General features: G+C 66.3%; 28 protein-coding genes. 10 read left to right on the plus strand and 18 right to left on the minus strand.

All coding sequences use genetic code 11. The features are described from left to right. Positions 1 to 367, minus strand: a 367-nt coding sequence (locus AU198_RS17460) for a CDP-alcohol phosphatidyltransferase family protein (protein ID WP_197416149.1), incomplete at its 3' end; no start/stop codon positions are given. A gap of 41 nt (positions 368 to 408) precedes the next feature. On the opposite strand from AU198_RS17460, the gene AU198_RS17465 reads away from it, so the two are divergent. Beyond that, entirely contained in the window at positions 409 to 918 is a 510-nt protein-coding gene (locus AU198_RS17465; RefSeq protein ID WP_197416150.1) for an amino-acid N-acetyltransferase, read from the plus strand. A gap of 82 nt (positions 919 to 1,000) precedes the next feature. Here AU198_RS17465 and AU198_RS17470 read toward each other — a convergent pair whose 3' ends face one another. Continuing rightward, positions 1,001 to 1,528, minus strand: coding sequence for a peroxiredoxin-like family protein (locus AU198_RS17470; protein ID WP_064349688.1), 528 nt, complete (start codon positions 1,526 to 1,528; stop codon positions 1,001 to 1,003). 112 nt (positions 1,529 to 1,640) lie between these two features. Then, positions 1,641 to 4,115: an FtsK/SpoIIIE family DNA translocase gene (locus AU198_RS17475; RefSeq protein WP_082691082.1), complete on the minus strand. Its 2,475-nt coding sequence runs from the start codon at positions 4,113 to 4,115 to the stop codon at positions 1,641 to 1,643. Between the two features lie 98 nt (positions 4,116 to 4,213). Here AU198_RS17475 and AU198_RS17480 point away from each other — a divergent pair, with 98 nt between their 5' ends. From AU198_RS17480 to AU198_RS17490, 3 genes are all read left to right on the plus strand, one after another. Beyond that, positions 4,214 to 4,666 carry a DUF2834 domain-containing protein gene (locus AU198_RS17480; protein WP_064349690.1) on the plus strand — a complete coding sequence of 151 codons (453 nt, stop codon included), beginning with the start codon at positions 4,214 to 4,216 and terminating at the stop codon, positions 4,664 to 4,666. A 68-nt stretch (positions 4,667 to 4,734) separates the two neighbouring features. After that, positions 4,735 to 5,049 carry a putative quinol monooxygenase gene (locus tag AU198_RS17485; RefSeq protein WP_064349694.1) on the plus strand — a complete coding sequence of 105 codons (315 nt, stop codon included), beginning with the start codon at positions 4,735 to 4,737 and terminating at the stop codon, positions 5,047 to 5,049. Continuing rightward, positions 5,049 to 5,861 (plus strand): mycofactocin-coupled SDR family oxidoreductase, encoded by an 813-nt coding sequence (locus AU198_RS17490; protein WP_064349695.1) that lies wholly within the window; start codon positions 5,049 to 5,051, stop codon positions 5,859 to 5,861. The genes AU198_RS17485 and AU198_RS17490 overlap by 1 nt, the downstream gene beginning before the upstream one ends. Before the next feature lie 151 nt (positions 5,862 to 6,012). Here AU198_RS17490 and AU198_RS17495 read toward each other — a convergent pair whose 3' ends face one another. The 3 genes from AU198_RS17495 to thyX are packed head-to-tail and all read right to left on the minus strand — an operon-like array spanning position 6,013 to position 9,383. Next, positions 6,013 to 7,692: a ribonuclease J gene (locus AU198_RS17495; RefSeq protein WP_064349697.1), complete on the minus strand. Its 1,680-nt coding sequence runs from the start codon at positions 7,690 to 7,692 to the stop codon at positions 6,013 to 6,015. Next, positions 7,692 to 8,594, minus strand: coding sequence for a 4-hydroxy-tetrahydrodipicolinate synthase (gene dapA / locus AU198_RS17500; RefSeq protein WP_064349700.1), 903 nt, complete (start codon positions 8,592 to 8,594; stop codon positions 7,692 to 7,694). The genes AU198_RS17495 and dapA overlap by 1 nt, the downstream gene beginning before the upstream one ends. Positions 8,595 to 8,618: 24 nt before the next feature. Next, positions 8,619 to 9,383, minus strand: a complete 765-nt coding sequence (thyX, locus tag AU198_RS17505; protein ID WP_064349702.1) for an FAD-dependent thymidylate synthase — start codon at positions 9,381 to 9,383, stop codon at positions 8,619 to 8,621. 239 nt (positions 9,384 to 9,622) lie between these two features. Here thyX and AU198_RS17510 point away from each other — a divergent pair, with 239 nt between their 5' ends. Then, complete coding sequence (locus AU198_RS17510; RefSeq protein WP_064349703.1) at positions 9,623 to 9,922, plus strand: DUF4193 domain-containing protein; 300 nt, start codon at positions 9,623 to 9,625, stop codon at positions 9,920 to 9,922. A gap of 57 nt (positions 9,923 to 9,979) precedes the next feature. Here the strand turns inward: AU198_RS17510 and AU198_RS17515 are convergent, their stop codons facing one another. Genes AU198_RS17515 through AU198_RS17525 form a run of 3 tightly spaced genes read right to left on the minus strand, consistent with a single transcriptional unit; the run spans position 9,980 to position 12,515 of the window. Further along, complete coding sequence (locus AU198_RS17515) at positions 9,980 to 11,197, minus strand: winged helix-turn-helix domain-containing protein (protein ID WP_064349706.1); 1,218 nt, start codon at positions 11,195 to 11,197, stop codon at positions 9,980 to 9,982. A 39-nt stretch (positions 11,198 to 11,236) separates the two neighbouring features. Beyond that, on the minus strand, positions 11,237 to 11,725 hold the full coding sequence (locus AU198_RS17520; protein ID WP_064349708.1) for a dihydrofolate reductase: 489 nt from the start codon (positions 11,723 to 11,725) through the stop codon (positions 11,237 to 11,239). Next, positions 11,715 to 12,515 carry a thymidylate synthase gene (locus AU198_RS17525; RefSeq protein WP_064349774.1) on the minus strand — a complete coding sequence of 267 codons (801 nt, stop codon included), beginning with the start codon at positions 12,513 to 12,515 and terminating at the stop codon, positions 11,715 to 11,717. Before AU198_RS17525 ends, AU198_RS17520 begins: the two co-directional genes overlap by 11 nt. 43 nt (positions 12,516 to 12,558) lie before the next feature. Between AU198_RS17525 and AU198_RS17530 the strand changes: the two genes are divergently transcribed. Continuing rightward, positions 12,559 to 13,299: a dienelactone hydrolase family protein gene (locus AU198_RS17530; protein ID WP_064349710.1), complete on the plus strand. Its 741-nt coding sequence runs from the start codon at positions 12,559 to 12,561 to the stop codon at positions 13,297 to 13,299. A 58-nt stretch (positions 13,300 to 13,357) separates the two neighbouring features. After that, the gene (locus AU198_RS17535) at positions 13,358 to 14,281 is read left to right on the plus strand and encodes an HpcH/HpaI aldolase/citrate lyase family protein (protein ID WP_064349712.1); all 924 of its coding nucleotides are present in this window, start codon (positions 13,358 to 13,360) and stop codon (positions 14,279 to 14,281) included. On the opposite strand, the gene AU198_RS17540 is transcribed toward AU198_RS17535, so the two are convergent. Continuing rightward, positions 14,275 to 14,730, minus strand: coding sequence for a hypothetical protein (locus tag AU198_RS17540; RefSeq protein WP_064349714.1), 456 nt, complete (start codon positions 14,728 to 14,730; stop codon positions 14,275 to 14,277). The genes AU198_RS17535 and AU198_RS17540 overlap by 7 nt on opposite strands. A 38-nt stretch (positions 14,731 to 14,768) precedes the next feature. Continuing rightward, positions 14,769 to 15,212 (minus strand): MarR family winged helix-turn-helix transcriptional regulator, encoded by a 444-nt coding sequence (locus tag AU198_RS17545; RefSeq protein WP_064349716.1) that lies wholly within the window; start codon positions 15,210 to 15,212, stop codon positions 14,769 to 14,771. A gap of 71 nt (positions 15,213 to 15,283) precedes the next feature. Between AU198_RS17545 and AU198_RS17550 the strand changes: the two genes are divergently transcribed. Next, positions 15,284 to 15,724, plus strand: coding sequence for a DUF1398 family protein (locus AU198_RS17550; RefSeq protein ID WP_082691083.1), 441 nt, complete (start codon positions 15,284 to 15,286; stop codon positions 15,722 to 15,724). A gap of 3 nt (positions 15,725 to 15,727) precedes the next feature. On the opposite strand, the gene AU198_RS17555 is transcribed toward AU198_RS17550, so the two are convergent. The 3 genes from AU198_RS17555 to dapB are packed head-to-tail and all read right to left on the minus strand — an operon-like array spanning position 15,728 to position 17,381. Then, positions 15,728 to 16,129, minus strand: a complete 402-nt coding sequence (locus AU198_RS17555; protein WP_110765863.1) for a flavodoxin family protein — start codon at positions 16,127 to 16,129, stop codon at positions 15,728 to 15,730. A 50-nt stretch (positions 16,130 to 16,179) separates the two neighbouring features. Next, complete coding sequence (locus AU198_RS17560; RefSeq protein ID WP_064349723.1) at positions 16,180 to 16,647, minus strand: tetratricopeptide repeat protein; 468 nt, start codon at positions 16,645 to 16,647, stop codon at positions 16,180 to 16,182. Further along, positions 16,647 to 17,381 carry a 4-hydroxy-tetrahydrodipicolinate reductase gene (dapB, locus tag AU198_RS17565; RefSeq protein ID WP_064349724.1) on the minus strand — a complete coding sequence of 245 codons (735 nt, stop codon included), beginning with the start codon at positions 17,379 to 17,381 and terminating at the stop codon, positions 16,647 to 16,649. Before dapB ends, AU198_RS17560 begins: the two co-directional genes overlap by 1 nt. Here dapB and AU198_RS17570 point away from each other — a divergent pair. Further along, positions 17,380 to 17,994 (plus strand): YflT domain-containing protein, encoded by a 615-nt coding sequence (locus AU198_RS17570; RefSeq protein ID WP_231744705.1) that lies wholly within the window; start codon positions 17,380 to 17,382, stop codon positions 17,992 to 17,994. The genes dapB and AU198_RS17570 overlap by 2 nt on opposite strands. Before the next feature lie 15 nt (positions 17,995 to 18,009). Here AU198_RS17570 and aldR read toward each other — a convergent pair whose 3' ends face one another. Continuing rightward, positions 18,010 to 18,525 carry an HTH-type transcriptional regulator AldR gene (gene aldR / locus AU198_RS17575; protein WP_064349728.1) on the minus strand — a complete coding sequence of 172 codons (516 nt, stop codon included), beginning with the start codon at positions 18,523 to 18,525 and terminating at the stop codon, positions 18,010 to 18,012. Between the two features lie 88 nt (positions 18,526 to 18,613). On the opposite strand from aldR, the gene ald reads away from it, so the two are divergent. Beyond that, positions 18,614 to 19,729 carry an alanine dehydrogenase gene (ald, locus tag AU198_RS17580; protein ID WP_064349730.1) on the plus strand — a complete coding sequence of 372 codons (1,116 nt, stop codon included), beginning with the start codon at positions 18,614 to 18,616 and terminating at the stop codon, positions 19,727 to 19,729. A 213-nt stretch (positions 19,730 to 19,942) separates the two neighbouring features. Here ald and bla read toward each other — a convergent pair whose 3' ends face one another. Genes bla through AU198_RS17595 form a run of 3 tightly spaced genes read right to left on the minus strand, consistent with a single transcriptional unit; the run spans position 19,943 to position 24,426 of the window. Next, complete coding sequence (gene bla, locus AU198_RS17585) at positions 19,943 to 20,842, minus strand: class A beta-lactamase (RefSeq protein ID WP_064349732.1); 900 nt, start codon at positions 20,840 to 20,842, stop codon at positions 19,943 to 19,945. Between the two features lie 19 nt (positions 20,843 to 20,861). Further along, positions 20,862 to 22,202: a M16 family metallopeptidase gene (locus AU198_RS17590; protein WP_082691084.1), complete on the minus strand. Its 1,341-nt coding sequence runs from the start codon at positions 22,200 to 22,202 to the stop codon at positions 20,862 to 20,864. Continuing rightward, the gene (locus AU198_RS17595) at positions 22,180 to 24,426 is read right to left on the minus strand and encodes a polyribonucleotide nucleotidyltransferase (protein WP_064349734.1); all 2,247 of its coding nucleotides are present in this window, start codon (positions 24,424 to 24,426) and stop codon (positions 22,180 to 22,182) included. The genes AU198_RS17590 and AU198_RS17595 overlap by 23 nt, the downstream gene beginning before the upstream one ends. Positions 24,427 to 24,531: the final 105 nt, after the last annotated feature.

Genomic DNA, 24,531 nt, shown 5'->3' on the forward strand with positions numbered 1-24,531 from the left:
GCGCCGTGATGCCGATCTCCCGGGTGAGGATCACCACCGTGATCCACCACGGCAGGTCGCCCAGTAGCGAAAGTCCGATCAGCGCCGCGCCGATGAGCGCCTTGTCGGCGATGGGGTCGGCCAGCGTGCCGAACTCCGTCACCATGCCGTAGTTGCGCGCCAGCGCCCCGTCGAACCGGTCGGTGATCACGGCGACGGTGAACACCACGAATGCGGCTATCCGCCAGAATGTTTCATGCCCGTCGCCGACGAACAGCACCACCAGGAAAACCGGAACCAACGCCATCCGCACGCCCGTGAGCACATTCGCGATGTTCGCTATGCGGGCGCGCGGAACCAGCGGATCAGTATGGGGTTGGCCCGACACCGCAACAGAATATCGGTTGCTCGAACCGATACTCTCCACCTGTGAGCGCAGAATCCGGCGAGGTCGTCGTGCGGCGTGCGCGAACCTCGGATGTCCCCGCCATCAAGACCTTGGTCGACATCTACTCCGGCAAGATCCTGTTGGAGAAGAATCTGGTGACGCTCTATGAGGCCGTACAGGAGTTCTGGGTCGCTGAAATCGACGGCGAACTGCTCGGCTGCGGCGCACTACACGTGTTGTGGTCCGACCTCGGCGAGGTGCGTACCGTCGCCGTGCATCCCAAGGTCAGGGGTCAGGGCGTCGGGCATGCGATCGTCGACAAGTTGCTCGACGTCGCCCGCGAGCTGCGCCTCGAACGGATCTTCGTGCTCACCTTCGAAGTCGAGTTCTTCAGCAGGCACGGATTTCGGGAGATCGACGGCACACCCGTCACCGCCGAGGTCTACGAGGAGATGTGCCGCTCGTACGACACCGGTGTCGCCGAGTTTCTCGACCTGTCCTACGTCAAGCCGAACATCCTCGGTAACACCCGAATGCTGTTGACCTTGTAGCGATTTGTGTGTGCGCTTAACGGGTTGATCGCACGTACCTGGTGGCTGCAATCAACCCGTTAAGCGCGCCGAGCAGCACGTCCTAGCCAATCGCGAGTTTCAGCATTTCGTCGACCGACCATTGGTCGTCGGCATGGATGCCGTACTTGCACGCGCGTATGGTGCCGTCCGGCTCGATCAGGAAATCCGCTGGTTTGCCGAAGTGGTCTTCCCGCGGCGCCAAACCGCCGGCGACCGAAGTGGAGTGGCTGATACCACGGACTGCGGCACGAACGGCACCGAGATGCAACACGGAGCGCAGTGACGATTCAACGCCGAACTCCTTGTACAGCTTGCGTTCAGGATCTGCCACCATCGCGAATGGGACATCGGCCACATATTGGCGAAGTCGGTCTGCAGCGGAGTGAAATAGGATGACCTCAGTGACCCCGGCGTTCTCGATCTCGTGGCTTCGGCGTGCCACGTCTCGAAGATGCAGATTGCAGATAGGGCACCCAGCGAAACGTCGGAATTGCAGATGAACCAGCCGCTCGGGCGCCGGCACGCTTACGTGCGTGTCTGTGACAGTGCGCAGCGATCGCGCCTTGATCTTGTCGCCCGCAGTGAACATCCGAAGTCTCCCGTCTGCCCGGAATTCACTCTAGCCGCGGCGCTTTGGCATTTATTCGCGTTGGGGAGCGGTCAGCGCAGAGCGGTCAGCGCAACGAGCCGCACACAAATCGCTACTCGTCGTCTTCTGGGGTGTCCGAGCCACGGATCGACGCCAGCGTCGCCGCCAGTTCGTCGGGTTTGACGAGCACCTCGCGGGCCTTGGAGCCCTCGCTGGGCCCGACGATGTTGCGGGTCTCCATCAAATCCATCAACCGGCCCGCCTTGGCGAATCCGACGCGCAGTTTGCGCTGCAACATCGACGTCGACCCGAATTGGCTCGACACCACCAGCTCGACCGCCTGCAGGAAGACGTCCATGTCGTCGCCGATGTCGGGGTCGACGTCGGTGCGCTCGCTGTTGGTCTTGGCGTTGGTGACGCCCTCGGTGTACTCCGGTTCGGCCTGCGACTTGGTCGCTTCCACGACGGCGTGGATCTCGTCGTCGGTGATGAACGCGCCCTGCAGCCGGATCGGCTTGTTGGCCCCCATCGGCAGGAACAGTCCGTCGCCCATGCCGATCAGCTTTTCGGCGCCCTGTTGGTCGAGGATGACGCGGCTGTCGGTCAACGACGACGTGGCGAACGCCAACCGTGACGGCACGTTCGTCTTGATCAGACCGGTGACGACGTCCACCGATGGTCGCTGCGTGGCCAGCACCAGGTGAATGCCTGCGGCGCGAGCCTTCTGGGTGATGCGCACGATCGCATCCTCGACATCGCGCGGTGCGGTCATCATGAGGTCGGCCAACTCGTCGACGATCGCGACGATGTACGGGTAGGGCTTGTACTCGCGCTGGCTGCCCAGCGGTGTGGTGATCTCGCCGGAGCGCACCTTTTTGTTGAAGTCGTCGATGTGGCGCACGCGCGAGGCCTGCATGTCCTGGTAACGCTGCTCCATCTCCTCCACCAGCCACGCCAATGCGGCGGCGGCCTTCTTCGGCTGGGTGATGATTGGCGTGATGAGGTGCGGGATGCCTTCGTAGGGCGTCAGTTCCACCATCTTCGGGTCGATCAGGATCATCCTGACCTCTTCCGGCGTGGCCCGCACCAAGAGTGACACCAGCATCGAGTTCACGAAGCTCGACTTGCCCGATCCGGTCGAGCCGGCGACCAGCAGATGCGGCATCTTGGCGAGGTTTGCCGAAATGTACTCGCCCTCAATGTCTTTACCCAGACCGATGACGAGCGGGTGGTGATCACCCCGGGTGGCCGGGTCGGTCAGCACATCGGCCAGACGCACCATTTCGCGGTCCACGTTGGGCACCTCGATGCCGACCGCCGACTTGCCCGGGATCGGAGCCAGCATCCGCACGCTTTCGGTCGCCACCGCATAGGCGATATTGCGTTGCAGCGCAGTGATCTTCTCGACCTTGACACCCGGTCCGAGTTCGACCTCGTAACGGGTGACGGTCGGGCCGCGGGTGCAGCCGGTGACCGATGCGTTGACCTTGAACTGGTCGAGCACCTCGGTGATCGCCTCGATCATCCGGTCGTTGCCTGCGCTGCGCCGTTTCGGCGGATCGCCGGCGATCAGAAGCTCGAGTGAGGGCAGCGCATACGGTCCGTCGACCACACGGTCCAAGGTCATCGTCGACTGCTTGGCCTTCTTCTTGCGCGTCTTGGCGGTCGGTTCGGGGATTGTCGGCGCTTCGTCGGACAGCGGATAGTTCTCCATCGGAGTACCGGTCGGCCAGGCCTGCTCGGCGTCGTCGCCATAGGAGCCCGGATCGTCGTAGTAACCGTCGGAGAAATCGTCGGACTCGGAGATGACGGCGGTGTCCTCGTCGTCGTAATTGTCGTAGTCGTACTCGTCGTAGCCGCGGGCGGAGAACATGGAGCGCACGGTCGAGGGCACTTCGCGAATCGTCGTTCCGGTCACCAGCAACACGCCGAACAACACACCGATGAACAACAGCGGCGCGGCGATCCACGCCGTGAGCCCGTCGGAGAGCGGGCCGCCTATTGTGAATCCGATGAACCCCGACGCATGTTGACGCGCCGCCGGGTCCTGCGGCGAACCGGCCCACAGATGCCACAGCCCGAGCGCGGGCAGCGCGATCATCGCCGAACCCAGGATCAGCCTCGGCCTGGCGTCCGGATCAGGTTCGGTGCGCATCAACGTCACACCGACGGCGGCAAGCGCGATCGGGACAAGTACGACAGCGGCGCCGATCAAGGTCCGCCAGAAGGTGTCGAGCCAGTCGCCCACCGGGCCGGCGGCGCCGAACCATGAACTCGCCGCGATGATCACCGCGAAGCCGAGAAGCGCCAACGCGATGCCGTCGCGGCGATGGCCGGGTTCCAGATCGCGGGCCCGACCCACCGAACGCGCGGTGGTGCCCGCGCCCTTGGCCAACATCAGCCAACCGGCCCGCACGCCGCGACCCACCGAGGCGCCTGCCGAGGAGATGGGCGACGACGTCCCGCGCGGTGACGAGGTTCTCTTCGGCGCCGGCTTACGTCGCGGCGCTGCCCGGCCGCCCGATCGCGCACCCGGCTTTGACCTGGTCGAACGACTTCCAGAGCGCGCGGCGGTCTTACTAGGCATGCCTGTAAGCCTAGTCGCTCCAGCCCCAGAATCACCATCTGCCACACGGGTAACAGATCCGTATCGATTGGCGCGCTTTCGCGACTTATCGTGCGGAAATGACCGATATCGACAGGTCGGCGGGCTTGCCGACCACCACCAAAGTGCTCTGTGCCGCCTATGGCGCCATCGCGGTCGTCGCGCTGATCGCGACCTGGAGCCAGAACCTGGCCTACCTCGACCGCGGGGCCGGCTTCTTCCTCGCGTTCTGGGAGGACACCAAGGTAAACGCGGCGACCCGGTCCATCACCGCGGACATCGCCCTGTTCCTGCTCGCCGCGGTGATCTTCATGGTCTACGAGGCCCGCAAACACGGCATCAAGTTCGTCTGGGTCTACATCATCGCCTCGTTCTTCATCGCGATCAGCGTGACGTTCCCGTTGTTCCTTCTCGCGCGCGAATTGCGCATCCACCGCACCGAAGCCCCGCGCATCGGGGCCGGGGACACCGTCGGGCTCGTCCTTGTCGCGGCGCTCACCCTGGCCTTCACGATCTGGATCGACGTGGTCTGAGCGTCGCCGGTGTGGGTGAGTAGGCTGTGCACTCGTCCAGCAGCACTCACCGAGGAGTCACGCCGCAAATGCCTGTCGTTGTCGTCGCCACCATGACCGCCAAACCCGAATCCGTCGACACCGTGCGGGACGCCTGCAAGAAGGCCATCGAAGCGGTGCACCAAGAGCCGGGCTGCGAGCTCTACGCGCTGCACGAGGCGAACGGCACCTTCGTGTTCGTCGAGCAGTGGGCCGACGAGGATGCCTTGAAGACGCACAGCACCGCTCCGGCCATCGGTGAGCTGTTCGGTGCGGTCGGCGAACACCTCGACGGAGCGCCGGACATCAAGATGTTGCAACCGGTCGTCGCGGGAGACCCGAGCAAAGGCGCGCTGCGGTCCTGATGGCTCCGCTCGCAGGCAAAGTCGCGTTCGTCACGGGCGCGGCGCGGGGCCAGGGCCGCGCTGAGGCGGTGAAGTTGGCCTCCGACGGCGCCGACATCATCGCCGTCGACCTGTGCGACCAGATCGCGTCGGTGCCCTATCCGTTGGCGACGGCCGATGATCTGGCCGCGACCGTGAAGCTCGTCGAGGACGCGGGCGCGCGAATAGTGGCGCACCAAGCCGATGTTCGCGATCAGGATGCGTTGGCCAAGGCGCTGCAGGCCGGCGTCGACGAATTCGGCCGACTCGACATCGTGGTGGCCAACGCCGGAATCGCGCCGATGCAGTCGGGCGCCGACGGGTGGCGCGACGTGATCGACGTGAACCTCACCGGCGTCCATCACACGGTGGAGGTGGCCAAGGGGGCACTGATCGCTCACGGCGAGGGCGGGTCGATCGTGCTCACCAGTTCGGTCGTCGGCCTGGTCGGAATGGGCAGCGACGATCCCGGCGCGATCGGCTACGTCGCCTCCAAACACGGCATCGTCGGGTTGATGCGGCTCTACGCCAATCTGCTTGCACCACAAAGCATCCGGGTCAACTCGGTACATCCTGCCGGCGTGGACACCCCGATGATCAACAACGAAGCGACACGGGAGTGGCTGGGCAGCATCGCGGAGAAGTCACCGCAGGACATGGGCAACGCGCTTCCCGTCCAGGTACTGCAACCCGAAGACATCGCGAACGCGGTGGCGTGGTTGGTCTCCGACGCCGCGCGCTACGTCACCGGGGTGGCGCTGCCCGTCGACGCCGGGTCGGTCAACAAGCGCTGAGCTTCCAGCGGTCGGACGCAGCCGCCTCCTCTACCTGTCGGTGATGCCTCTTTATTGCCCGGCTACGAGCGAATTATTCGTTGGTAGCGAATAATTCGCTCATAGGCGGGCAGCTGCACAACTGGGTCCCGCCGATACTGTTGAGGCTGAGTCAGATCTCGATGACCGTCGGCACGATCATCGGCTGGCGGCGATAGACCTCCCCCACCCATTTACCGACGGCGCGCCGCGACGCCTGCGCGATGCGGTTGATGTCGGTGACCCGTTCGGCCACAAGCGCTTCTAGTGCCTCTTCGACCTTGCGGGTGGCGGGCTCGAGAGCCTTCGGGTCCTCGGAGAAGCCGCGCGAGTGCAGGTGTGGCGCAGCCGCGGGCTTACCGGTGCCACGCCTCACGACGATTGTTATGCCGATGAACCCCGAAGAGAGCGTGAGCCGCTGACCGACCACGGCATCCCCCACGTCCCCGGTGACCAGCCCGTCGACGAACATCTTGCCCGTCGGCACCGCGCCCGCGATCGACGCCCGACCGGCCACCAGGTCGACGCTCACGCCGTTTTCAGCCAGCACGATGTTCTCCTCGGGTACCCCCGTGCGGGCGGCCAGACCGGCGTTGGCACGCAACATCCGCCAGGTGCCGTGCACGGGCATCACGTTGCGAGGCCGCACACCGTTGTAGAGGAACAACAGCTCACCGGCGTAGGCGTGCCCGGTAACATGCACACGCACTTGCGCGTTGGTGACGACACGTGCGCCGATCTTCGCCAGCGCGTCCAGCACCCCGAAAATCGCTTCCTCGTTCCCGGGGATCTGCGACGACGACATGATGATGAGATCACCTGCGGTCAACGTGATGCTGCGGTGCTCACCGCGCGACATCCGCGACAGCGCCGCCATCGGCTCCCCCTGCGTTCCGGTGGTGACGAGCACGACGCGCTCGGGCGCCATCATCTCCGCGGCGCCGATGTCGATGATGTCGTCATCGTTTTCGAGCGTGAGATATCCGAGTTCCTTGGCGATGCCCATGTTGCGGACCATCGACCGTCCGACGAACGCCACCTTGCGGCCCAGCGCCACCGACGCGTCGATGATCTGCTGTACGCGACCGACATTGGAGGCGAAGCAGGCCACGATGACGCGGCCCTGGGCGCTGCGGATCAGTCGGTGCATGTTCGGACCGATCTCGCTTTCCGACGGCCCCACGCCGGGAATCTCGGCGTTGGTCGAATCACACAGGAACAGGTCCACGCCGGCATCGCCGAGCCTCGACATCCCGGGCAGATCGGTGGGTTTCCCGTCGGGTGGAGACTGGTCGAGCTTGATGTCGCCGGTGTGCAGCACCGTGCCGGCGCCGGTGTGGATGGCAATGGCCAGACAGCCGGGAATGGAGTGGTTGACCGCAAAGTATTCGCACTCGAACACGCCGTGTCGAGAACTCTGGCCCTCGTCGACTTCGACGAAGACCGGTTTGATCCGGTGCTCACGGCACTTCTCGGCCACCAGTGCGAGCGTGAACTTCGAGCCGACGACCGGGATGTCGCGGCGCAGTTTGAGCAGGAACGGGATCGCGCCGATGTGGTCCTCGTGTGCGTGAGTGAGCACCAGCGCCTCGACCTCGTCGAGCCGATTCTCGATGAGGCGCAGGTCGGGCAGGATCAGGTCGACGCCGGGCTCGTCGTGCGTGGGGAACAGGACTCCACAGTCGACGATCAGCAGTCGGCCCAGATGCTCGAAAACGGTCATGTTGCGGCCGATTTCGCTGATCCCGCCGAGCGCGGTGACCCGAAGTCCGCCGGGGGCCAGCGGCCCCGGAGGATTGAGTTCTTCGTTCACTACCGCAGCACCGCGGCCGCGCGCATATCTGCGGCCAGCGCGTCGAGTTGTGCGGGCGTGGCGGGCACTTGCGGCAGCCTCGGGTCACCGGCCTCGAAACCCTGCAGCCGCAAACCGGCCTTCGACAGCGTCACCCCGCCGAGTTGTGCCTGCGCGTCGACGAGCGGGCCCAGCGTGGCGTTGATCTTGCGGGCCGTCGCGATATCGCCGGATTGGAAGGCCGACAACATTTCTCGCAGCTGACTGGCCGCCAGGTGGCCCCACACACTGACGAACCCGACGGCTCCCATGGCCAGCCAGGGCAGGTTGAGCGCGTCGTCCCCGGAGTAGTACGCCAGCCCCGTCTCGGCGATGATCTGCCCGCCGCCGTGCAGATCGCCCTTGGCGTCCTTCACGGCCACGATGTTGGGGTGCTCGGCAAGGATGCGCAGCGTCTCCCACTGGATCGGCACCACCGACCTCGGCGGAATGTCGTAGAGCACCACCGGTAGAGGCGTCGCGTCGGCCACCGCCGTGAAGTGCGCCAGCAGCCCGGCCTGCGGCGGGCGCGAGTAGTACGGCGTCACCACCAACAGCCCATGTGCGCCCTCGGCCGCGCACGCCTTCGCCAGGTGCACGCTGTGCGCCGTGTCGTAGGTGCCCGCACCGGCGATGATGCGCGCCCGGTCGCCAACCGCGTCAAGTACCGCCCGCAGCAATGCGATCTTCTCGGCATCGGTCGTCGTCGGCGACTCACCGGTGGTCCCGGACAGCACGAGGCCGTCGCAGCCGGAGTCGACGAGTCGGGTCGCCAACCGGGCCGCGGTGTCGGTGTCGAGCATGCCGTCCGGCTTGAACGGAGTCACCATCGCGGTCAGCACGGTGCCCAACCGGGCCCTCACATCGATTCCGCTGGTGCTCACGCGGCTCAGATTACTCGTTGATTGTCACGCTTCCGTGGCCAGAGGGGATGTGGCGACCTCCGTGCCATCGGACAGCGTGGAGATCTCGAAGTCGCTGAACACCTGGGGTGCGACGTGGGTCAGTTGGCGAAGGCACTCGATCGCCAGTCGACGAATCTCGACGTCGGCGTGCTCGCTGGCGCGCATCGCGATGAAGTGCCGCCAGGCGCGGTAATTGCCGGTCACGACGATGCGGGTCTCGGTGGCGTTGGGCAACACCGCACGCGCGGCCTGCCGCGCCTGCTTGCCTCGCAAAACACCGAGTTTCTCCTCGGGCTCGTCGCCTCGGAATTTGGCCTCCAGGCGTTCGAGCAGCTCGGTGTAGGCGGCGCGGCTGGCGTCGGCGGCGGCGGTGAACAACTCGATCAACTCCGGATCGTCCGCGATGCCGGGCGGCACCACCACCTGCGCGTCGTGTTCGGGGACGTACCGCTGCGAGAGCTGGGAGTACGAGAAGTGGCGGTGACGGATCAGCTCGTGTGTGCATGAGCGTGAGATACCGGTGATGTAGAAGGAGACCGAGGCGTGCTCGAGCACCGAGAAGTGCCCGACGTCGATGATGTGGCGGATGTAGGCGGCGTTGGTGGCGGTGCGCGGATTGGGCTTCGACCAGCTCTGATAGCACGCGCGGCCGGCGAATTCGACGAGCGCGGGCCCGCCGTCGGCATCGGTTTCCCAAGGCACATCCGGCGGGGTGGTGAACTCCGTTTTGGCGATCAGTTGGACGCGCAGCGGCGAGGTCTCGGCCACGGCTCACCCTAACGCGGGCCGTCGGTGATGCCGGTGAGCGCGTGGGCCGCGCCGAGCCGCCCGCCGGCTGCGCGCCGGGTGTGCGGTTTCATCCGCGGCTCGCCGGTCGCGGCGGATCAGATCGCACGTTCGGCGGCGAACCAAGCGAAGAATCCAGGTTTCGACCGCATGCGGGCCGGGAACAAATCCGTTCTCAATCGGTGTTACCCAGACGCCGATCTAGAGAGGGAGTGTGACCAATGGCCACCGATTACGACGCACCCCGTGTGAAGGAAGCCGACGAGACGGTCGATGAGTCACTCGAGGCGATCGCCGCCCGGCGCGGCCAGGCTGACGTCGCAGTTCTCGACGTCGACGACGGCGACGGGGTCGACCCGATCGTCCTGCCCGACGTGGACTTGTCCGGCGAGGAGCTGACGGTCCGGGTGATCCCGAAGCAGGCCGACGAGTTCACCTGCTCGAGCTGCTTCCTGGTTCAGCACCACAGCCGGCTGGCACTGCAGTCCGGCGACCGCACGATCTGCGCCGACTGCGTCTAAACAGCCTTTCTTGGCCGAGTGTGGGGTTGTGTCACGCGATATTGCGCGCCGCGTGCGTCAACCCAACACTCGGCGTAAGTCGTCGACCAGGCCGCCGTTTGCGCCGACCGTGACGTCGGCCAAGCCCAGCCACGCTGCCATGGTTCGCAGTTCGTCGGCCAACGCCGGAGCGACTCGCGACCGCTCCGCGCCCTCCTCCACGAACGCGCCAACAACCTGCAGCGCGCCGTCGGCCCGATCGGCCTTCAAGTCCACCCGGCCGACCAGTTCACCGTCGAGCAGAAACGGCCACACGTAGTACCCGTACTGCCGCTTCGGCGCTGGTGTGTAGATCTCGATCCGGTACTTGAATCCGCCGAACAGGCGCTCGACCCGTGGTCGAAAGAAGATCAGCGGATCGAACGGGCACAGCAGCGCCGTTCCGCGGTCGCTACGCGGAATAATCTGTCCCGCGCGCAGATACGCCGGTCCCTTCCAGCCGTCGACCTGCACCGGTTCCAGCTCGCCGTCCGCGACCAACTTCGCGATCGCGGGCTTCACCTGCGCCGGCGACAACCGGAAGTAGTCCCGGATGTCCTGCTCGGTTCCCACACCCAGCGCGCCCGACGCCCTCAGCACCAGTTCGCGCACCGCGTCCGCCTCGTCGACCTCGCGCGCGAGCACCTCCGGCGGCAGCACCCGCTCGGACAGGTCGTAGTGCCGCGCGAACCCGACCCGCGTCGCGGTCGTCAGCACGCCGGATGCGAACAGCGCCTCGGTCACCCACTTGGTGTCGCTGCGGTCCCACCACGGACCTTTGCGGCCCCGTTGCTCCGCGCCCAGATGCGCTTCTATCTGCCCCGCGGTCGACGGGCCCAGCTCGGTGACCGCCCTGACCACCTCGTCGGCCAGCTTGGCGTTCTTCTTGACGATCTCCTTGCCCCACCGGCCGTGCGTGTACTCGCGCATCCGCCAACGCAGCAGCGGCCAGTCGTCGACCGCCATCAGCGCCGCCTCGTGCGCCCAGTATTCGACCAGCATCCGCGGTGACCGTGCCGAATGGCTCCACGCCGCACTGTCGAGCACGTCGCGGTCGTAGGGCCCGAGCCGGCTGAACACCGGCGCGTAGTGGGCGCGCACCGACACCGACACCGAATCCAACTGCAACACCTGGATTCGCGAGATCAGCCTGCGCAGGTGCGCCCGGGTGACCGGCCCCCGCGGACGCGGTTCCGCGAGACCCTGCGCGGCGACGGCGACACGCCGCGCCTGGTCGGCCGTGAGTTTCCTCGGCACCCCGCCATCGTGCCCGACACCACCGACACCGCGTGCTGCTCAGCGCCGGCGGTAGCTGTAGAACCGGAAGCGCAGACCCGAGCTGCTGGTCAGCCAGTCCCCCGCCGTGCCGATCCACGACTCGTCGAGCACCGGGGCCATCACGTCGGCGTCCTGACGCGGCAGGTCGATCTCGATCTCGGTCACCTCGCAGCGCGTGGCGATCGGCAGGGCCGCCGTGTAGATCTGCGCGCCGCCGATGACCCAGACCGGTTCGTCGGTCAGCGCGTCGTCCAGCGACGCGACCACTTCTGCTCCCTCGGCCGCATAGTCGGGCCGGTGGGTGAGCACCACGTTGCGACGCCCGGGTAGTGGACGGACCTTGGCGGGCAGCGACTCCCACGTCAACCGGCCCATCACCACCGTGTGACCCATCGTCAGTTCCTTGAACCGGGCCTGATCCTCGGGCAGGCGCCAAGGGATACCGCCGCCGCGGCCGATGACACCCGAGCTCGACTGCGCCCAGATCAGCCCGATCTCAGACCGCAACCGGGGCCTTGATCGCCGGGTGCGGATCGTAGTTGAGGATGGCGACGTCTTCGTAGGTGTAGTCGAAGATCGAATCCCGCGGCGCGAGAACGAGTTCCGGGTAGGGGCGGGGGTCGCGGCTGAGCTGCAACTGCACCTGCTCGACGTGATTGTCGTAGATGTGGCAGTCCCCGCCCGTCCAGATGAACTCGCCGACCGCCAGCCCGGCCTGCGCCGCCATCATGTGGGTCAGCAACGCGTAGCTGGCGATGTTGAACGGCACCCCGAGAAACAGGTCGGCGCTGCGCTGATACAGCTGGCACGACAGTTTGCCCTCGGCGACGTAGAACTGGAAGAACGCGTGGCACGGCGGCAGCGCCATCTGCGGAATCTCCCCGACGTTCCATGCCGAGACGATGTTGCGGCGCGAGTCGGGATCGGACTTCAACAGCTCCAGCGCTGCGCTGATCTGGTCGATGTGCTCACCTGACGGTGTCGGCCAGGAACGCCACTGCACACCGTATACGGGGCCGAGATCCCCTGTCCGAGAGGCCCATTCGTCCCAGATCGTGACTCCGTGCTCCTGCAGCCACCGCACATTCGAGTCACCGCGCAGAAACCACAGCAGCTCGTAGACGATCGACTTGGTGTGCACCTTCTTCGTGGTGATCAAGGGAAAGCCGGCCGCGAGGTCATAGCGCATCTGGTGGCCGAACACGCTGCGGGTGCCGGTGCCGGTGCGGTCGGACTTCGGGGTTCCGCGCTCCATCACCAGCCGCAGGAGGTCCTCGTAGGGGGTGGCGATCGGCACGCCGGTCAGCTTACTTCCAGACCCGGCGAGTAGAACGGAGGCCATGCCGAGTATCTCCGCGACCGTCACCACTCCCGACGGCACCTGCCCTGTCACCCTGCACACCCCGAACGGCCCGGGACCGTGGACCGGTGTCGTCATGTACGTCGACGCCGGCGGCGTCCGCGACACCTTCCAGGAAATGGCCGCGCGGCTGGCCGGTTTCGGCCACGCCGTGCTGCTCCCCGATGTGTATTACCGCCACGGCGACTGGGAGCCGTTCGACATGCGGACCGCGTTCACCGACGCGAAGCAGCGCAGTCGCTTGTTCTCGATGATCTCCTCGATCACTCCCGACATGATGGCCTCCGACGCCGCGGCGTTCTTCGACTTCCTGCAGACCCGGCCCGAGGTCAAAGGTGACGCGTTCGGGGTTTGCGGCTACTGCATGGGCGGGCGCACGTCGGTGATCGTCGCGGGGCGGGTACCCGATCGGGTCGCCGCGGCGGGATCGTTCCACGCCAGTGGGCTGGTCACCGACGAACCCACCAGCCCGCACCTGCTCGCCGACCGGATGAAGGCCACCGTCTACGTCGCCGGCGCCGAGAAGGACCAGGGCTTCACGGCCGCCCACGCCGAAACCCTCGACAAGGCCCTGACCGCGGCGAACGTCGCCCACACGGTGAAGTTCTATCCCGCCGGCCACGGCTTCGCGGTGCCCGACAACGCCCCGTACGACGAAGAGGCCGCCCAGCGGCACTGGATTGCTCTGCAGGAGTTGTTCGAATCCGCTCTGCCCGATTGAGGCGCATTTGACCGGGGTCCGGACACACCCTGTCCGGGCGATACGCAACGATGATCCGATGGACGTTTCGGATCACGGCGCTCACGCGAACCACGAGGACGTCGGCTCGCGTATCGACCCGGTGCTGGCCCGAAGCTGGCTGCTGGTGAACGGCGCACAGTACGACCGGTTCGCGCCTGCCGTACGGTCCCGAGCCGACATCGTCGTCCTGGACATCGAGGACGCGGTCGCGCCGAAGGACAAGACCGTGGCCCGCGACAACGTCGTCCGTTGGCTGTCGGAGGGCAACACCGACTGGGTCCGCGTCAACGGGTTCGGCACGCCGTGGTGGGCCGACGACCTCGCGGCGCTGGCGAAGACGTCGGTCGGTGGGGTCATGCTCGCAATGGTCGAATCCGTCGACCACGTCACCGAAACCGCCAACCGGCTACCGGGGGTGCCGATCGTCGCGCTGGTCGAAACCGCCAGGGGGCTCGAGCGCATCACCGCCATCGCCGCCGCGAAGGGTACGTTCCGGCTGGCCTTCGGCATCGGCGACTTCCGGCGTGACACCGGCTTCGGCGAGAGTCCGACCACCCTCGCCTATGCACGGTCGCGGTTCACCATCGCGGCCAAGGCCGCCCATCTCCCGAGCGCGATCGACGGCCCGACGGTCGGTTCGAGTGCGCTCAAGCTCAGCGAGGCCACGGCGGTGTCCGTCGAATTCGGCATGACGGGCAAGATCTGCCTGACACCCGAGCAGTGCACCACCGTCAACGAGGGGCTATCCCCGTCGCCCGAGGAAATCGCCTGGGCCAAAGAGTTTTTCGTCGAGTTCGAACGCGACGGCGGTGAGATCCGCAACGGGTCCGATCTACCCCGTATCGCCAGGGCGAACAAGATCCTCGATCTGGCCCGCGCGTACGGAATCGAGGTGTCGGAGTTCGACGACGTCGACGATCCGGCGCACATCCCGGCTCCGTCGGACACCTACCACTACTGAGGACGACGTCTGCGCAGCAGCATCTGCAACGAGCGCAGCAGACCGCGTGCGGCGTAGATCCCGGCGACAATCGTCGCGAGGATCATCACGATGAACATCAGCAGCCAGTTCGTCCGGTCGTGGTCGACGTTCCACCACACGATGGTGAACAGGATCGCGCAGAGGAACACCACGATGTCGCGCCAGTTGCCGCGATAGGACATCGCCGCTAGCCGCAGGTCGCGGCTGCGCTCAGCGGCGCTGATCATGTCTTCGATGCGATGGTCGATGCTGGCTTTCAGCCGCGCCTTGAGTTCGGGCTGGTCGTCGGGTATGCGCTCGAGCAGGTCCATGTCCTTGGCGATCATTCCGCGGAAGTCGGGTCCGCGGAGGTTGCCCGCGGCGATTCCGAGCAGTGCGCCGCCGGCGAGTGGCGCTGCGCCCAGGGCGAGTTCGGCGATTCCGGGCATGAGTCCTCCATCAACGTGGCGGCCAACGGCCGTGATGGTTACCTTAGGGGCGCGCCATCTTGCAGCGCGGTGATCATCCGTTGTATCGCCTCGCGCGTCGCCTGCAGCGTCGAAGGCTCCAATGCGTCGGCAAGTCGATTGTTGACGATGAGGGCGCGTTCGGTGATTCCTCGCAGGACGCGACGACCCTCGGCGGTGGGTCCAAGGAGGGGCGATGTGCGGTGGTCGGGGTTGGGTCTGAATTCAGCCAAGCCGGCCGCGACGAGATCATTGGCGACCCTCTGAACCCCCTGGCGGCTGACCCCGAGGCGGCGAGCGGCTTGCGGCACGCTGCGCGGTAGTTCCGAAACCACGCTGAGCAGCTGCCATCGCGCCTGGGTCTGGCCTTGGCCGGCCGCGATCGCTTCACCTGAGCGCCGCAAGAGTCCGGCGAGTTGGTATACGTCTGCGATCAGCAGTGCGATCGCGTCAGCGCTATCCATTTGACAATATGTTGTCACTATGGTTGGTTATTGTCAATAGGCTTGCGAACTCGACCGTTAACGGAGAAGACATGACTGCCGCGGTAGCGAATCTTCAAGCAGCACAGCGTGATGCCGCCGCGCGGCGTCCAGGGGTCCAGGCATTTCCCCATCTGGCTGAAACGATGCGGCGCGCCGGTGTCCGAATCACTACCTGGTGGCTTCCAGCGATGCACAGCCTGTATGAAACCGATCTCGGTCCGGTCTGCATCCAGGACGTGCCCCTGGTCGAGGGCATGTCGGAGGTGCCGTCGTTCGACCAAGAGGCGCTCGTCGCCGCGCTGCGTGCCGACCAGGCGGGTGAGACCAGTTTTCGAGAGTTTGCCGCAGCGGCGTGGCGAGCCGGCGTTCTCCGCTATGTCGTCGACCTCGAGAATCGCACCTGCACCTACTTCGGCCTACACCATCGGTCGTACGTCGAACACTATGCCGCAGTGAGGATTTGCGACAATCCAGGAGTCTCTGAAGCTTGACAGCTATTCCATCAGCTGAGCAGCGACTGTTGCGCCGAGGTTCCAACAGGCTTCGACGTCGGCCTTGGTCGGCTTGCCCATGACAAGAACCGTCTCCGCAGCCTGCACCCAGCCAAGCCCAGTAGTGATGGCCATAAGACCCCGCTCGGCTCCCTCGGTGCCCTCGTTACCGTGAATGTAGGCCCCGAACGACCGTCCTTGGGTGGTGTCGAGCAGTTGGTAGTACGACTGGTCGAAGGCGTGCTTGAGGGCACCGCTGAGATATCCGAGGTTGGCGGGCGTGCCCAGCAGATAGCCGTCAGCCTCCAACATCTCGACCGGAGACACCGTGAGCGCTGGTCGGCGCACCACTTCCACGCCTTCGATCTCCGGATCGGTTGCGCCTGCCACGACCGCCTCGAGCATCTCTTGGCAGTGTGGCGACGGCGTGTGATGGATGATCAACAACGTCTTGCTCACGGATCGCGCTCTTCCATCTCGACGGCCTTCCTCATCGCTTCTCGCGCCCGGCTGCGGTCACCGGCGTAGTCGTAGGCACGCGCCAGTCGATACCACCGTCGCCAGTTCTGCGGGTCGCTTTCCAGCTCCGCACGCACGGTGACGAACAGCGCGTCGGCGGCCTCACGCTGGATTCGCCCCGAGGGCATCCGGGGCAGCGCGCTGACGTCGAGCTCCATCCCCTCGTCGTGGACGATCCGCGCGAGCCGCTGATGGGCCAGGCCCGCGCGCAGTGTGCTGAGCATCGCCCACAGCCCGATCAGCGGGAGCACCATCAGCGCCAGTCCCAGGCCCACGGCCGCGGGCTCCCCGGTCGTGACGAATGCCATCGCCAGGCGCCCGAGCAGCACGAAGTACACGACCAGCGCGACACACATGAAGCCGATCAACAGTTGGATGCGCAGGACGCGGCCGCCGTCGGCCATCAGAGGTCGAGGAGCGGCTCGATACCCACGGTGAGCCCCGGCCGTTCGGCCACCCTGCGCACCGCGAGCAGGACTCCGGGCACGAAGGAGGTCCGGTCCAGGCTGTCGTGCCGGATGGTCAGCGTCTCCCCCTGTGTGCCGAACAGCACCTCCTGATGGGCGACCAGCCCCGCCAGGCGCACCGAATGAACCGGAACACCGTCGACGTCGGCGCCCCGCGCACCGTCCAGACCCGTGCTGGTGGCATCGGGGTTGGGCGGCATGCCTTTTCGCGCCTCGGCGATGAGTCGCGCGGTGCGCGCCGCGGTGCCGGACGGGGCGTCGGCCTTGTGCGGATGGTGCAGTTCGATGACTTCGACCGATTCGAAATGTCGCGCGGCCTGCTGTGCGAAATGCATTGACAGCACCGCGCCGATCGCGAAGTTCGGTGCGATCAGGACCGCCGCGTCCGGTTTGGTGTCCAGCCATTCCCGGACCGTGGCCAGCCGCTCGTCGGTGAACCCGGTGGTGCCGACGACGGCGTGTATCCCGTTCTCGATGAGGAACTCGAGGTTGTCCATCACGACGTCGGGATGGGTGAAGTCGATGACGACCTCGGTCTGGCTGTCGGCCAGCAGGCTCAACGGATCGCCCGCGTCGACTCCCGCGGTGAAGGTCAGGTCTTCGGCGGCTTGCACGGCCCCGACCATCGTCGCGCCGACCTTGCCTTTTGCGCCCAGCACTCCGACTCGCATGGCGTCACCTTATCCACCCGGGGTCGACGCTGATCGACGCGACCGGATCGCCGCATTCGGCGGCAATGCCCCGGGAAAGCGGGTAACCATTCATGACAGCACACCGGAACGACAGCAGATGGAGTTCGAAGTGACGGATATGAGTGGACGGCCCGAGCAGCAGGTGGGTGACCAGCGGCCCGCTCGCCAGGTCATCGCGACGTTCGACAACTATGCCGACGCGCAACGGCTGGTGGACCGCATGTCCGACGGCGGCTTCCCCGTCGAGCACGTGCGCATCATCGGCGACGACCTGCGCACGGTCGAGCGCATCACGGGACGTATGACCAAGGGACGGGCGGCGTTCGCCGGCGCGGCGAGCGGCGCCTGGTTCGGATTGTTCATCGGCTTGCTTTTCGCGATTTTCACCGTGGGGCCGGTCTGGATCGTGACGATGCTGATCGCGTTGGCGATCGGCGCGTTCTGGGGCGCGGTTTTCGGGTTCGTCGCACATGTCGCGACCCGAGGCGAGCGGGACTTCTCCAGCGTCGAGTCACTCGAAGCCCGCCGGTACGAGGTGTGCGTACCGCCCCAGTACGCCGCCGAGGCTTCGCGCTATATCCAAACCGCCTGAGCGGCGACGCTTCTGTTACAGGGGCGATGCTCCCCGCAGGTGTTCGAAGATCAGCGACGTCTGTGTCCCGGCCACGTCGGCGTCGGCGTTGAGGTTCTCCACCACGAACGACCGCAAATCGTCGGTGTCACGCGCGGCGACGTGGAGGATGAAGTCGTCGGCGCCCGCGAGAAAGTAGACGTCCATCACCTGCGGTCTGCGCCGGATCTGCTGAATGAAGCTGTGGATCCTGCCGCGAGCGCTGGACTGCAGGCTCACCGAGATCATCGCCTGTAGCGGCAGACCGATCGCGCCCGGATCGATATCGGTGTAGAAGCCGCGGATCACCCCCGCCTCCTGAAGCCGTCGCACCCTGCCATGGCATGTCGACGGCGCAATCCCGACCGCCTCGGCAAGTGCGCTGTTCGGCATGCGCGCGTCGCGGTGTAGCGCCGTGAGAATCCGGCGGTCGACGTCATCGAGGGGAACCGGGCGAACATCCTTCGGGTCGGCACCGCCCGAAGCCCGTGAGAATGAAGATGCTTCGTCCATAGCGCGAATATAGAGAATTTCAGGCGCATCAATTGCTGCTCAGGCGAAGCTTCTTCACACTGGATACACATTCAGCAGAGGAGCGGTCATGCGTGTCGGCATCCCGACCGAGATCAAGAACAACGAATTCCGGGTCGCGATCACCCCGGCCGGGGTCGCCGAGCTGGTGCACCGCGGCCATGAGGTCATCATCGAATCCGGTGCGGGCGACGGTTCGGCGATCTCGGACGCCGATTTCAAACGCGCGGGCGCCCAGCTCATCAACGGCGCCGACCAGGTATGGGCCGAGGCCGAACTCCTGCTCAAGGTCAAGGAACCGATCGAAGCCGAATACCACCGGATGCGTCCGGATCAGACGCTGTTCACCTACCTGCACCTGGCGGCGTCGCGCCCGTGCACCGAAGCCCTGCTGGCATCCGGGGCCACGGCGATCGCCTACGAAACCGTTCAGACCGCCGACGGAACCCTTCCGCTGCTGGCCCCGATGAGTGAGGTTGCCGGGCGGTTGGCGGCCCAGGTCGGGGCCTACCACCTGATGCGCAGCCACGGCGGTCGCGGCGTCCTGATGGGCGGCACGGTGGGCGTGGCTCCCGCCGACGTTGTCGTCATCGGCGGCGGCACCGCCGGTGCCAACGCCGCACGGGTCGCCACCGGCATGGGCGCACACGTCACCGTGTTCGACGTCAGTCTCACCAAACTGCGCGACGTGGACGCGGAGTTCGGCGGCCGCGTCCAGACGCGGTACTCGTCGATCCTGGAACTCGAGGACGCGGTGAAGGACGCCGACCTCGTCATCGGCGCGGTCCTGGTGCCCGGCGCCAAGGCACCCAAACTGGTCTCGAATTCGACTGTCGCGCACATGAAGCCCGGTGCGGTGCTGGTCGACATCGCCATCGACCAGGGTGGGTGCTTCGAGGATTCGCGTCCGACCACGCACGACGACCCGACGTACGCGGTGCACGACACGATCTTCTACTGCGTCGCCAACATGCCCGGCGCCGTGCCCCGCACGTCGACCTTCGCGCTGACCAACGCCACCATGCCGTACGTGCTCAAGCTGGCAGATCAGGGCTGGCGGGCGGCGTGCCGGGCCGACGCCTCGCTCGCCAGAGGCTTGTCCACACACGACGGCGTCCTGCTGTCCGAACAGGTCGCCGCCGACCTCGACCTGCCGTATACGGATCCGTCGTCGATGCTTGTCTGACCCCGGTCTCCGCGTGTTCGCCCGGCACCCTTAAACGTGCCGGTGCAAAAAGATAGGGATTCGCCCGATTCCTCCGTCGCGCTCCATGCCATACCGTTTAGTCCAGCGGCTGGCGCTCAGTGCAGGGGGGCCAAGAGCGTGGGGGGACAGCCGCTGACAAGCCAGCTGGACCCGGCCCCGAGGGGTGGCCGGGCTACGCTGCTGCCCTCGCCATCATCGGGCCAGGAGTTCGGCCACCAGCGCAGAAGCCACTTCACCGACCAACTGGCGGTCGTTCGGGGCGTCGGGGTCGTTTGCCGCGGTCCTGGTCATGATCGCCAGCAGCAATCGCTCACCGGCCGGGCCGTACGCGATGCCGACGTCGTTCGTGCTCGCGTAGTCACCGCTACCGGTCTTGTCGGCCGTCGCCCAGCCCGGTGGCAGAACGGGTCGCACGCTGGACGTCTGATTGGCCCGCATCCAGTCCTCGAGTTGCCGGCGTTGCGGCTCGGCCAGCACGTTCCCGGTGAGTATCGACCGGTATCCACCCGCGATGGCCTCGGGCGTCGTGGTGTCACGCGGATCGCCGGGGACCGCCGCGTTGAGCTCGATCTCCCACCGGTCGAGTCGGGACCGTTGGTCGCCGATGCTGCGGGCGAAGTCCGTCACGCCCGACGGACCACCGATGACCCGCAGCAGCCAGTTGGCCGCGGCGTTGTCGCTTCGCTGCAGGGCGGCCTGACACAACTGCGCCAGCGTCATCGTCTGCCCGACGTGCGCCTCGGTCACGGGCGAGTTGGGGACGATATCGCCCGGTTCGATGGTGACGCGATCGGTGAGCGCGAGTTCCCCGCGCTCGGCCTTCTGCAGTACCCGCGCCGCAGCGTAGGTCTTGAAGGTCGAGCACATCGCGAACGGGTCCTGCGCGCGGTGCGCGATGGTACGCCCGGTGCCGAGATCGGTTGCGAACACCCCGATCAACGCGTTCTGACGACGTTCCATCTCACCGAGTCGATCCGCGATCGGCTGCCCGGGGCGGTCGGGGTCGGCTATGGCGGCCTTGTGCGGTGATGCGGCCAGCGCCGCGAGTGTCAATCCACCGATCAGAACGTGACGCCGTGACAACCCAGTCATGGGCCCCCAGCGTAGGTGATCAGCCGGCGATGGCCCGAAGCGGCTGAGGCAGTGACCGTTTCGACCGAACCGGGCCGAGCACGGCCCCGCCGTAGGGCCGCCGCAAGAGGCGGCGCGCGACGGAATTGACCTCGTCGAGCGTCACGGCGTCGATCTTCGCCAACGTCTCATCGATCGTGCGGTGTTCGCCGAAATGCAGTTCGCTGCGTCCGATGCGGTTCATCCGCGATCCGGAATCCTCGAGTCCAAGCACCAGTCCGCCGCGCAGGGAACCCTTCGCGATGCGGCACTCGTCTTCGGTGATCCCGTCACGCGCCACCGCCTCGAGCACATCGGTCGTCACGCGGGCGACCTCGTCGAAGCGGTCCGGCAGGCAACCCGCGTAAACCGACAGAGCTCCGCTGTCGGAGAAGGTGTCGACGGTCGAGTACACCGAGTACGCCAACCCGCGTGCCTCTCGAATTTCCTGAAACAGCCGCGAACTCAAGCCGCCGCCGAGCGCCGTGTTCAGCACCGACAGCGCCCAGCGGTGTTCCCAGTGCCGTCCCGGGGTGCGCACACCCAGCGTCAGGTGCGTCTGCTCGGAGTCCCGGCTGACCAGCTCCAGCATCGGGCGCCCGCCGACCCGCCCGGCGCCCTTGCGCGGTGGCACCGGTGTGCGGCCTCGCACCAGTCGCGCGCCGAAGTACTCGCGCGCCAGCGACACCACGTCATCGTGATCGACGTTGCCCGCCACCGCGAGCACCATCCGCTCGGGGGTGTAGCGGCGGACGTGGAAGGAGTGCAGTTGGGCCCGTGTCATCGAGGAGATCGAATCCACGCTGCCGATCACCGGGCGCCCGACCGGGTGCGAGCCGAACATCGCGGCGAGAAACACGTCGCCGAGGGTGTCCTCGGGATCGTCGTCTCGCATCGCGATCTCCTCGAGCACCACGTCGCGTTCGACCTCGACGTCCTGGGCCGCGCACTGTCCGCGCAACACGACATCGGCGACGAGGTCGACGGCCAATTCCAGATCGGAGTCGAGCACATGCGCGTAGTAGCAGGTGTGCTCGCGGGCGGTGAAGGCGTTCAACTCACCCCCGACCGCGTCGACGGCCTGCGCGATGCCCACCGCCGACCGGGTGGGCGTCGCCTTGAACAGCAAGTGCTCGAGGAAGTGGGCCGCGCCCGCGACGCTCGGCCCCTCGTCGCGCGAACCGACATCGACCCACAGCCCGACAGACGCCGAATGCACCGATGGAATGTACTCGGTGACCACACGCAGGCCACCGGGCAGCACTGTGCGTCGCACTGCCACCGACGATTTGTCGCCACGTTCGGTGTGGCGCAACGCCCTAACTGCTGGCCGCTGCGGCATCTGCCGGTGCGGTCTCCGAGTCGGGGGCTTCCTCATCGACCAGGATCAGCGAGATCTTGCCGCGGTTGTCGATGTCGGCGATCTCCACACGCAGCTTGTTGCCGACTTTGACGACGTCCTCGACCTTGGCGATCCGCTTGCCACGTCCCAGCTTCGAGATGTGGACCAGCCCGTCGCGACCCGGAAGCAGCGACACGAAGGCGCCGAAATCCGTTGTCTTGACCACGGTTCCGAGGAACCGCTCGCCGACCTTGGGCAGCTGCGGATTGGCAATCGCGTTGATGCGGTCGATCGCCGCCTGCGCCGACGGTCCGTCGGTGGCGCCGACGAACACCGTGCCGTCGTCCTCGATGGAGATCGACGCGCCGGTCTCCTCGGTGATCTGGTTGATGATCTTGCCTTTCGGGCCGATCACCTCGCCGATCTTGTCCACCGGCACCTTGATCGTGGTGATCCGCGGCGCATACGGGCTCATCTCGTCGGGGCCGTCGATCGCCTCGGCCATCACCTCGAGGATCGTCAGCCGGGCGTCCTTGGCCTGCGACAGCGCGCCCGCCAGCACCTGCGACGGGATGCCGTCGAGCTTGGTGTCCAGCTGCAGCGCGGTGACGAACTCCTTGGTGCCCGCGACCTTGAAGTCCATGTCGCCGAACGCATCCTCTGCACCGAGGATGTCGGTGAGCGCGACGAACCGGCGCTCGGTCTTACCGTCCACTTCGATGTCGTCGGACACCAGGCCCATCGCGATGCCCGCGACCGGAGCCTTCAGCGGCACACCGGCGTTGAGCAGCGCCAGCGTCGAGGCGCACACCGAACCCATCGAGGTCGAACCGTTGGAGCTCAACGCCTCCGACACCTGACGGATCGCGTAAGGGAACTCCTCGATGCTGGGCAGCACCGGCATCAGCGCGCGCTCCGCCAGCGCACCGTGGCCGATCTCGCGGCGCTTCGGCGAACCGACACGGCCGGTCTCACCGGTCGAGTACGGCGGGAAGTTGTAGTGGTGCATGTAGCGCTTACTGGTCTCGGGCCCCAGCGAGTCGATCTGCTGGGCCATCTTGATCATGTCGAGGGTGGTGATGCCCAGGATCTGGGTCTCGCCACGCTCGAACAGCGCGCTGCCGTGCGCCCGCGGGACGACTGCGACCTCGGCGCTCAGCGCGCGGATGTCGGTGATGCCGCGGCCGTCGATACGGAAGTGATCGGTCAGAATGCGTTGCCGCACAAGCTTCTTGGTCAGCGACCGGAATGCGGCGCCGACCTCCTTCTCGCGGCCCGCGTACTGCTCGGCCAGCCGCTCGAGCACCTCGGCCTTGATCTCGTCGGTGCGGTCGTTGCGCTCGGCCTTACCCGCGATCGTCAGCGCCTCCGACAACGCGTCGGTGGCCACCGAGGCGACGGCGTAGTAGACGTCTTCGCCGAACTCCGGGAACACCGGGTAGTCCGCGGTCGGCTTGGCGGCGCTCTCGGCCAGCTCCTGCTGGGCTGCGCACAGGCTCGCGATGAACGGTTTGGCGGCCTCCAGGCCCTCGGCCACGACGGCCTCGGTGGGCGCCTGCGCACCGCCCGCGACCAACTCGATGACATTGTCGGTGGCCTCGGCCTCGACCATCATGATCGCGACGTCACCGCCCTCGATGACCCGACCGGCGACCACCATGTCGAACACCGCCCGCTCGAGCTGCTCGACGGTCGGGAAGGCCACCCAGGTCCCGTCGATCAGCGCGACACGCACGCCGCCGACCGGGCCCGAGAACGGCAGGCCGGCGATCTGTGTGGACGCCGACGCGGCGTTGATCGCGACCACGTCGTAGAGATCCTTGGGATCCAGACTCAGGACGGTGACCACGACCTGGATCTCGTTGCGTAAGCCGTCGACGAACGTCGGCCGCAGCGGACGGTCGATCAGCCGACAGGTCAGGATCGCGTCGGTCGACGGGCGGCCTTCGCGGCGGAAGAACGAGCCGGGGATGCGACCCGCGGCGTACATGCGCTCTTCGACGTCGATGGTCAACGGGAAGAAGTCGAAATGGTCCTTGGGGTTCTTGCTGGCCGAGGTCGCCGAAAGCAACATCGTCTCGTCATCGAGATAGGCGACGACGGCGCCGGCGGCCTGCTGGGCCAGCCGGCCGGTCTCGAAACGGATGGTGCGGGCGCCGAAGCTCCCGTTGTCGATCACGGCGGTCGCTTCGTACACGCCGTCTTCAATTTCAACTACAGACATAGGTGTCCGTATGGCCTCTCTGGTTCAGTGTCGCCACTGTTTAGCTGTTTTCGCGTCGTCACAGCGCTTGAACCACGGGCCTCGATGCGGCTACGGCCATCGATC

Origin of the sequence: Mycobacterium sp. GA-1199, from assembly GCF_001500045.1 — a bacterium.
Classification (GTDB): domain Bacteria; phylum Actinomycetota; class Actinomycetes; order Mycobacteriales; family Mycobacteriaceae; genus Mycobacterium.

What these genes read in the sequence shown, in the direction of transcription:
- AU198_RS17470 (WP_064349688.1), bottom strand. Translation starts at nt 1,528, where the DNA reads ATGTTCACTGCGGGCGACAAGATCAAGGCGCGATCGCTGCGCACTGTC.
- AU198_RS17475 (WP_082691082.1), bottom strand. Translation starts at nt 4,115, where the DNA reads ATGCCTAGTAAGACCGCCGCGCGCTCTGGAAGTCGTTCGACCAGGTCA.
- AU198_RS17480 (WP_064349690.1), top strand. Translation starts at nt 4,214, where the DNA reads ATGACCGATATCGACAGGTCGGCGGGCTTGCCGACCACCACCAAAGTG.
- AU198_RS17485 (WP_064349694.1), top strand. Translation starts at nt 4,735, where the DNA reads ATGCCTGTCGTTGTCGTCGCCACCATGACCGCCAAACCCGAATCCGTC.
- AU198_RS17490 (WP_064349695.1), top strand. Translation starts at nt 5,049, where the DNA reads ATGGCTCCGCTCGCAGGCAAAGTCGCGTTCGTCACGGGCGCGGCGCGG.
- AU198_RS17510 (WP_064349703.1), top strand. Translation starts at nt 9,623, where the DNA reads ATGGCCACCGATTACGACGCACCCCGTGTGAAGGAAGCCGACGAGACG.
- AU198_RS17530 (WP_064349710.1), top strand. Translation starts at nt 12,559, where the DNA reads ATGCCGAGTATCTCCGCGACCGTCACCACTCCCGACGGCACCTGCCCT.
- AU198_RS17535 (WP_064349712.1), top strand. Translation starts at nt 13,358, where the DNA reads ATGGACGTTTCGGATCACGGCGCTCACGCGAACCACGAGGACGTCGGC.
- AU198_RS17540 (WP_064349714.1), bottom strand. Translation starts at nt 14,730, where the DNA reads ATGCCCGGAATCGCCGAACTCGCCCTGGGCGCAGCGCCACTCGCCGGC.
- AU198_RS17545 (WP_064349716.1), bottom strand. Translation starts at nt 15,212, where the DNA reads ATGGATAGCGCTGACGCGATCGCACTGCTGATCGCAGACGTATACCAA.
- AU198_RS17550 (WP_082691083.1), top strand. Translation starts at nt 15,284, where the DNA reads ATGACTGCCGCGGTAGCGAATCTTCAAGCAGCACAGCGTGATGCCGCC.
- AU198_RS17555 (WP_110765863.1), bottom strand. Translation starts at nt 16,129, where the DNA reads ATGCTCGAGGCGGTCGTGGCAGGCGCAACCGATCCGGAGATCGAAGGC.
- AU198_RS17560 (WP_064349723.1), bottom strand. Translation starts at nt 16,647, where the DNA reads ATGGCCGACGGCGGCCGCGTCCTGCGCATCCAACTGTTGATCGGCTTC.
- AU198_RS17570 (WP_231744705.1), top strand. Translation starts at nt 17,380, where the DNA reads ATGGCGTCACCTTATCCACCCGGGGTCGACGCTGATCGACGCGACCGG.
- dapB (WP_064349724.1), bottom strand. Translation starts at nt 17,381, where the DNA reads ATGCGAGTCGGAGTGCTGGGCGCAAAAGGCAAGGTCGGCGCGACGATG.
- aldR (WP_064349728.1), bottom strand. Translation starts at nt 18,525, where the DNA reads ATGGACGAAGCATCTTCATTCTCACGGGCTTCGGGCGGTGCCGACCCG.
- ald (WP_064349730.1), top strand. Translation starts at nt 18,614, where the DNA reads ATGCGTGTCGGCATCCCGACCGAGATCAAGAACAACGAATTCCGGGTC.
- bla (WP_064349732.1), bottom strand. Translation starts at nt 20,842, where the DNA reads ATGACTGGGTTGTCACGGCGTCACGTTCTGATCGGTGGATTGACACTC.
- AU198_RS17590 (WP_082691084.1), bottom strand. Translation starts at nt 22,202, where the DNA reads ATGCCGCAGCGGCCAGCAGTTAGGGCGTTGCGCCACACCGAACGTGGC.
- AU198_RS17595 (WP_064349734.1), bottom strand. Translation starts at nt 24,426, where the DNA reads ATGTCTGTAGTTGAAATTGAAGACGGCGTGTACGAAGCGACCGCCGTG.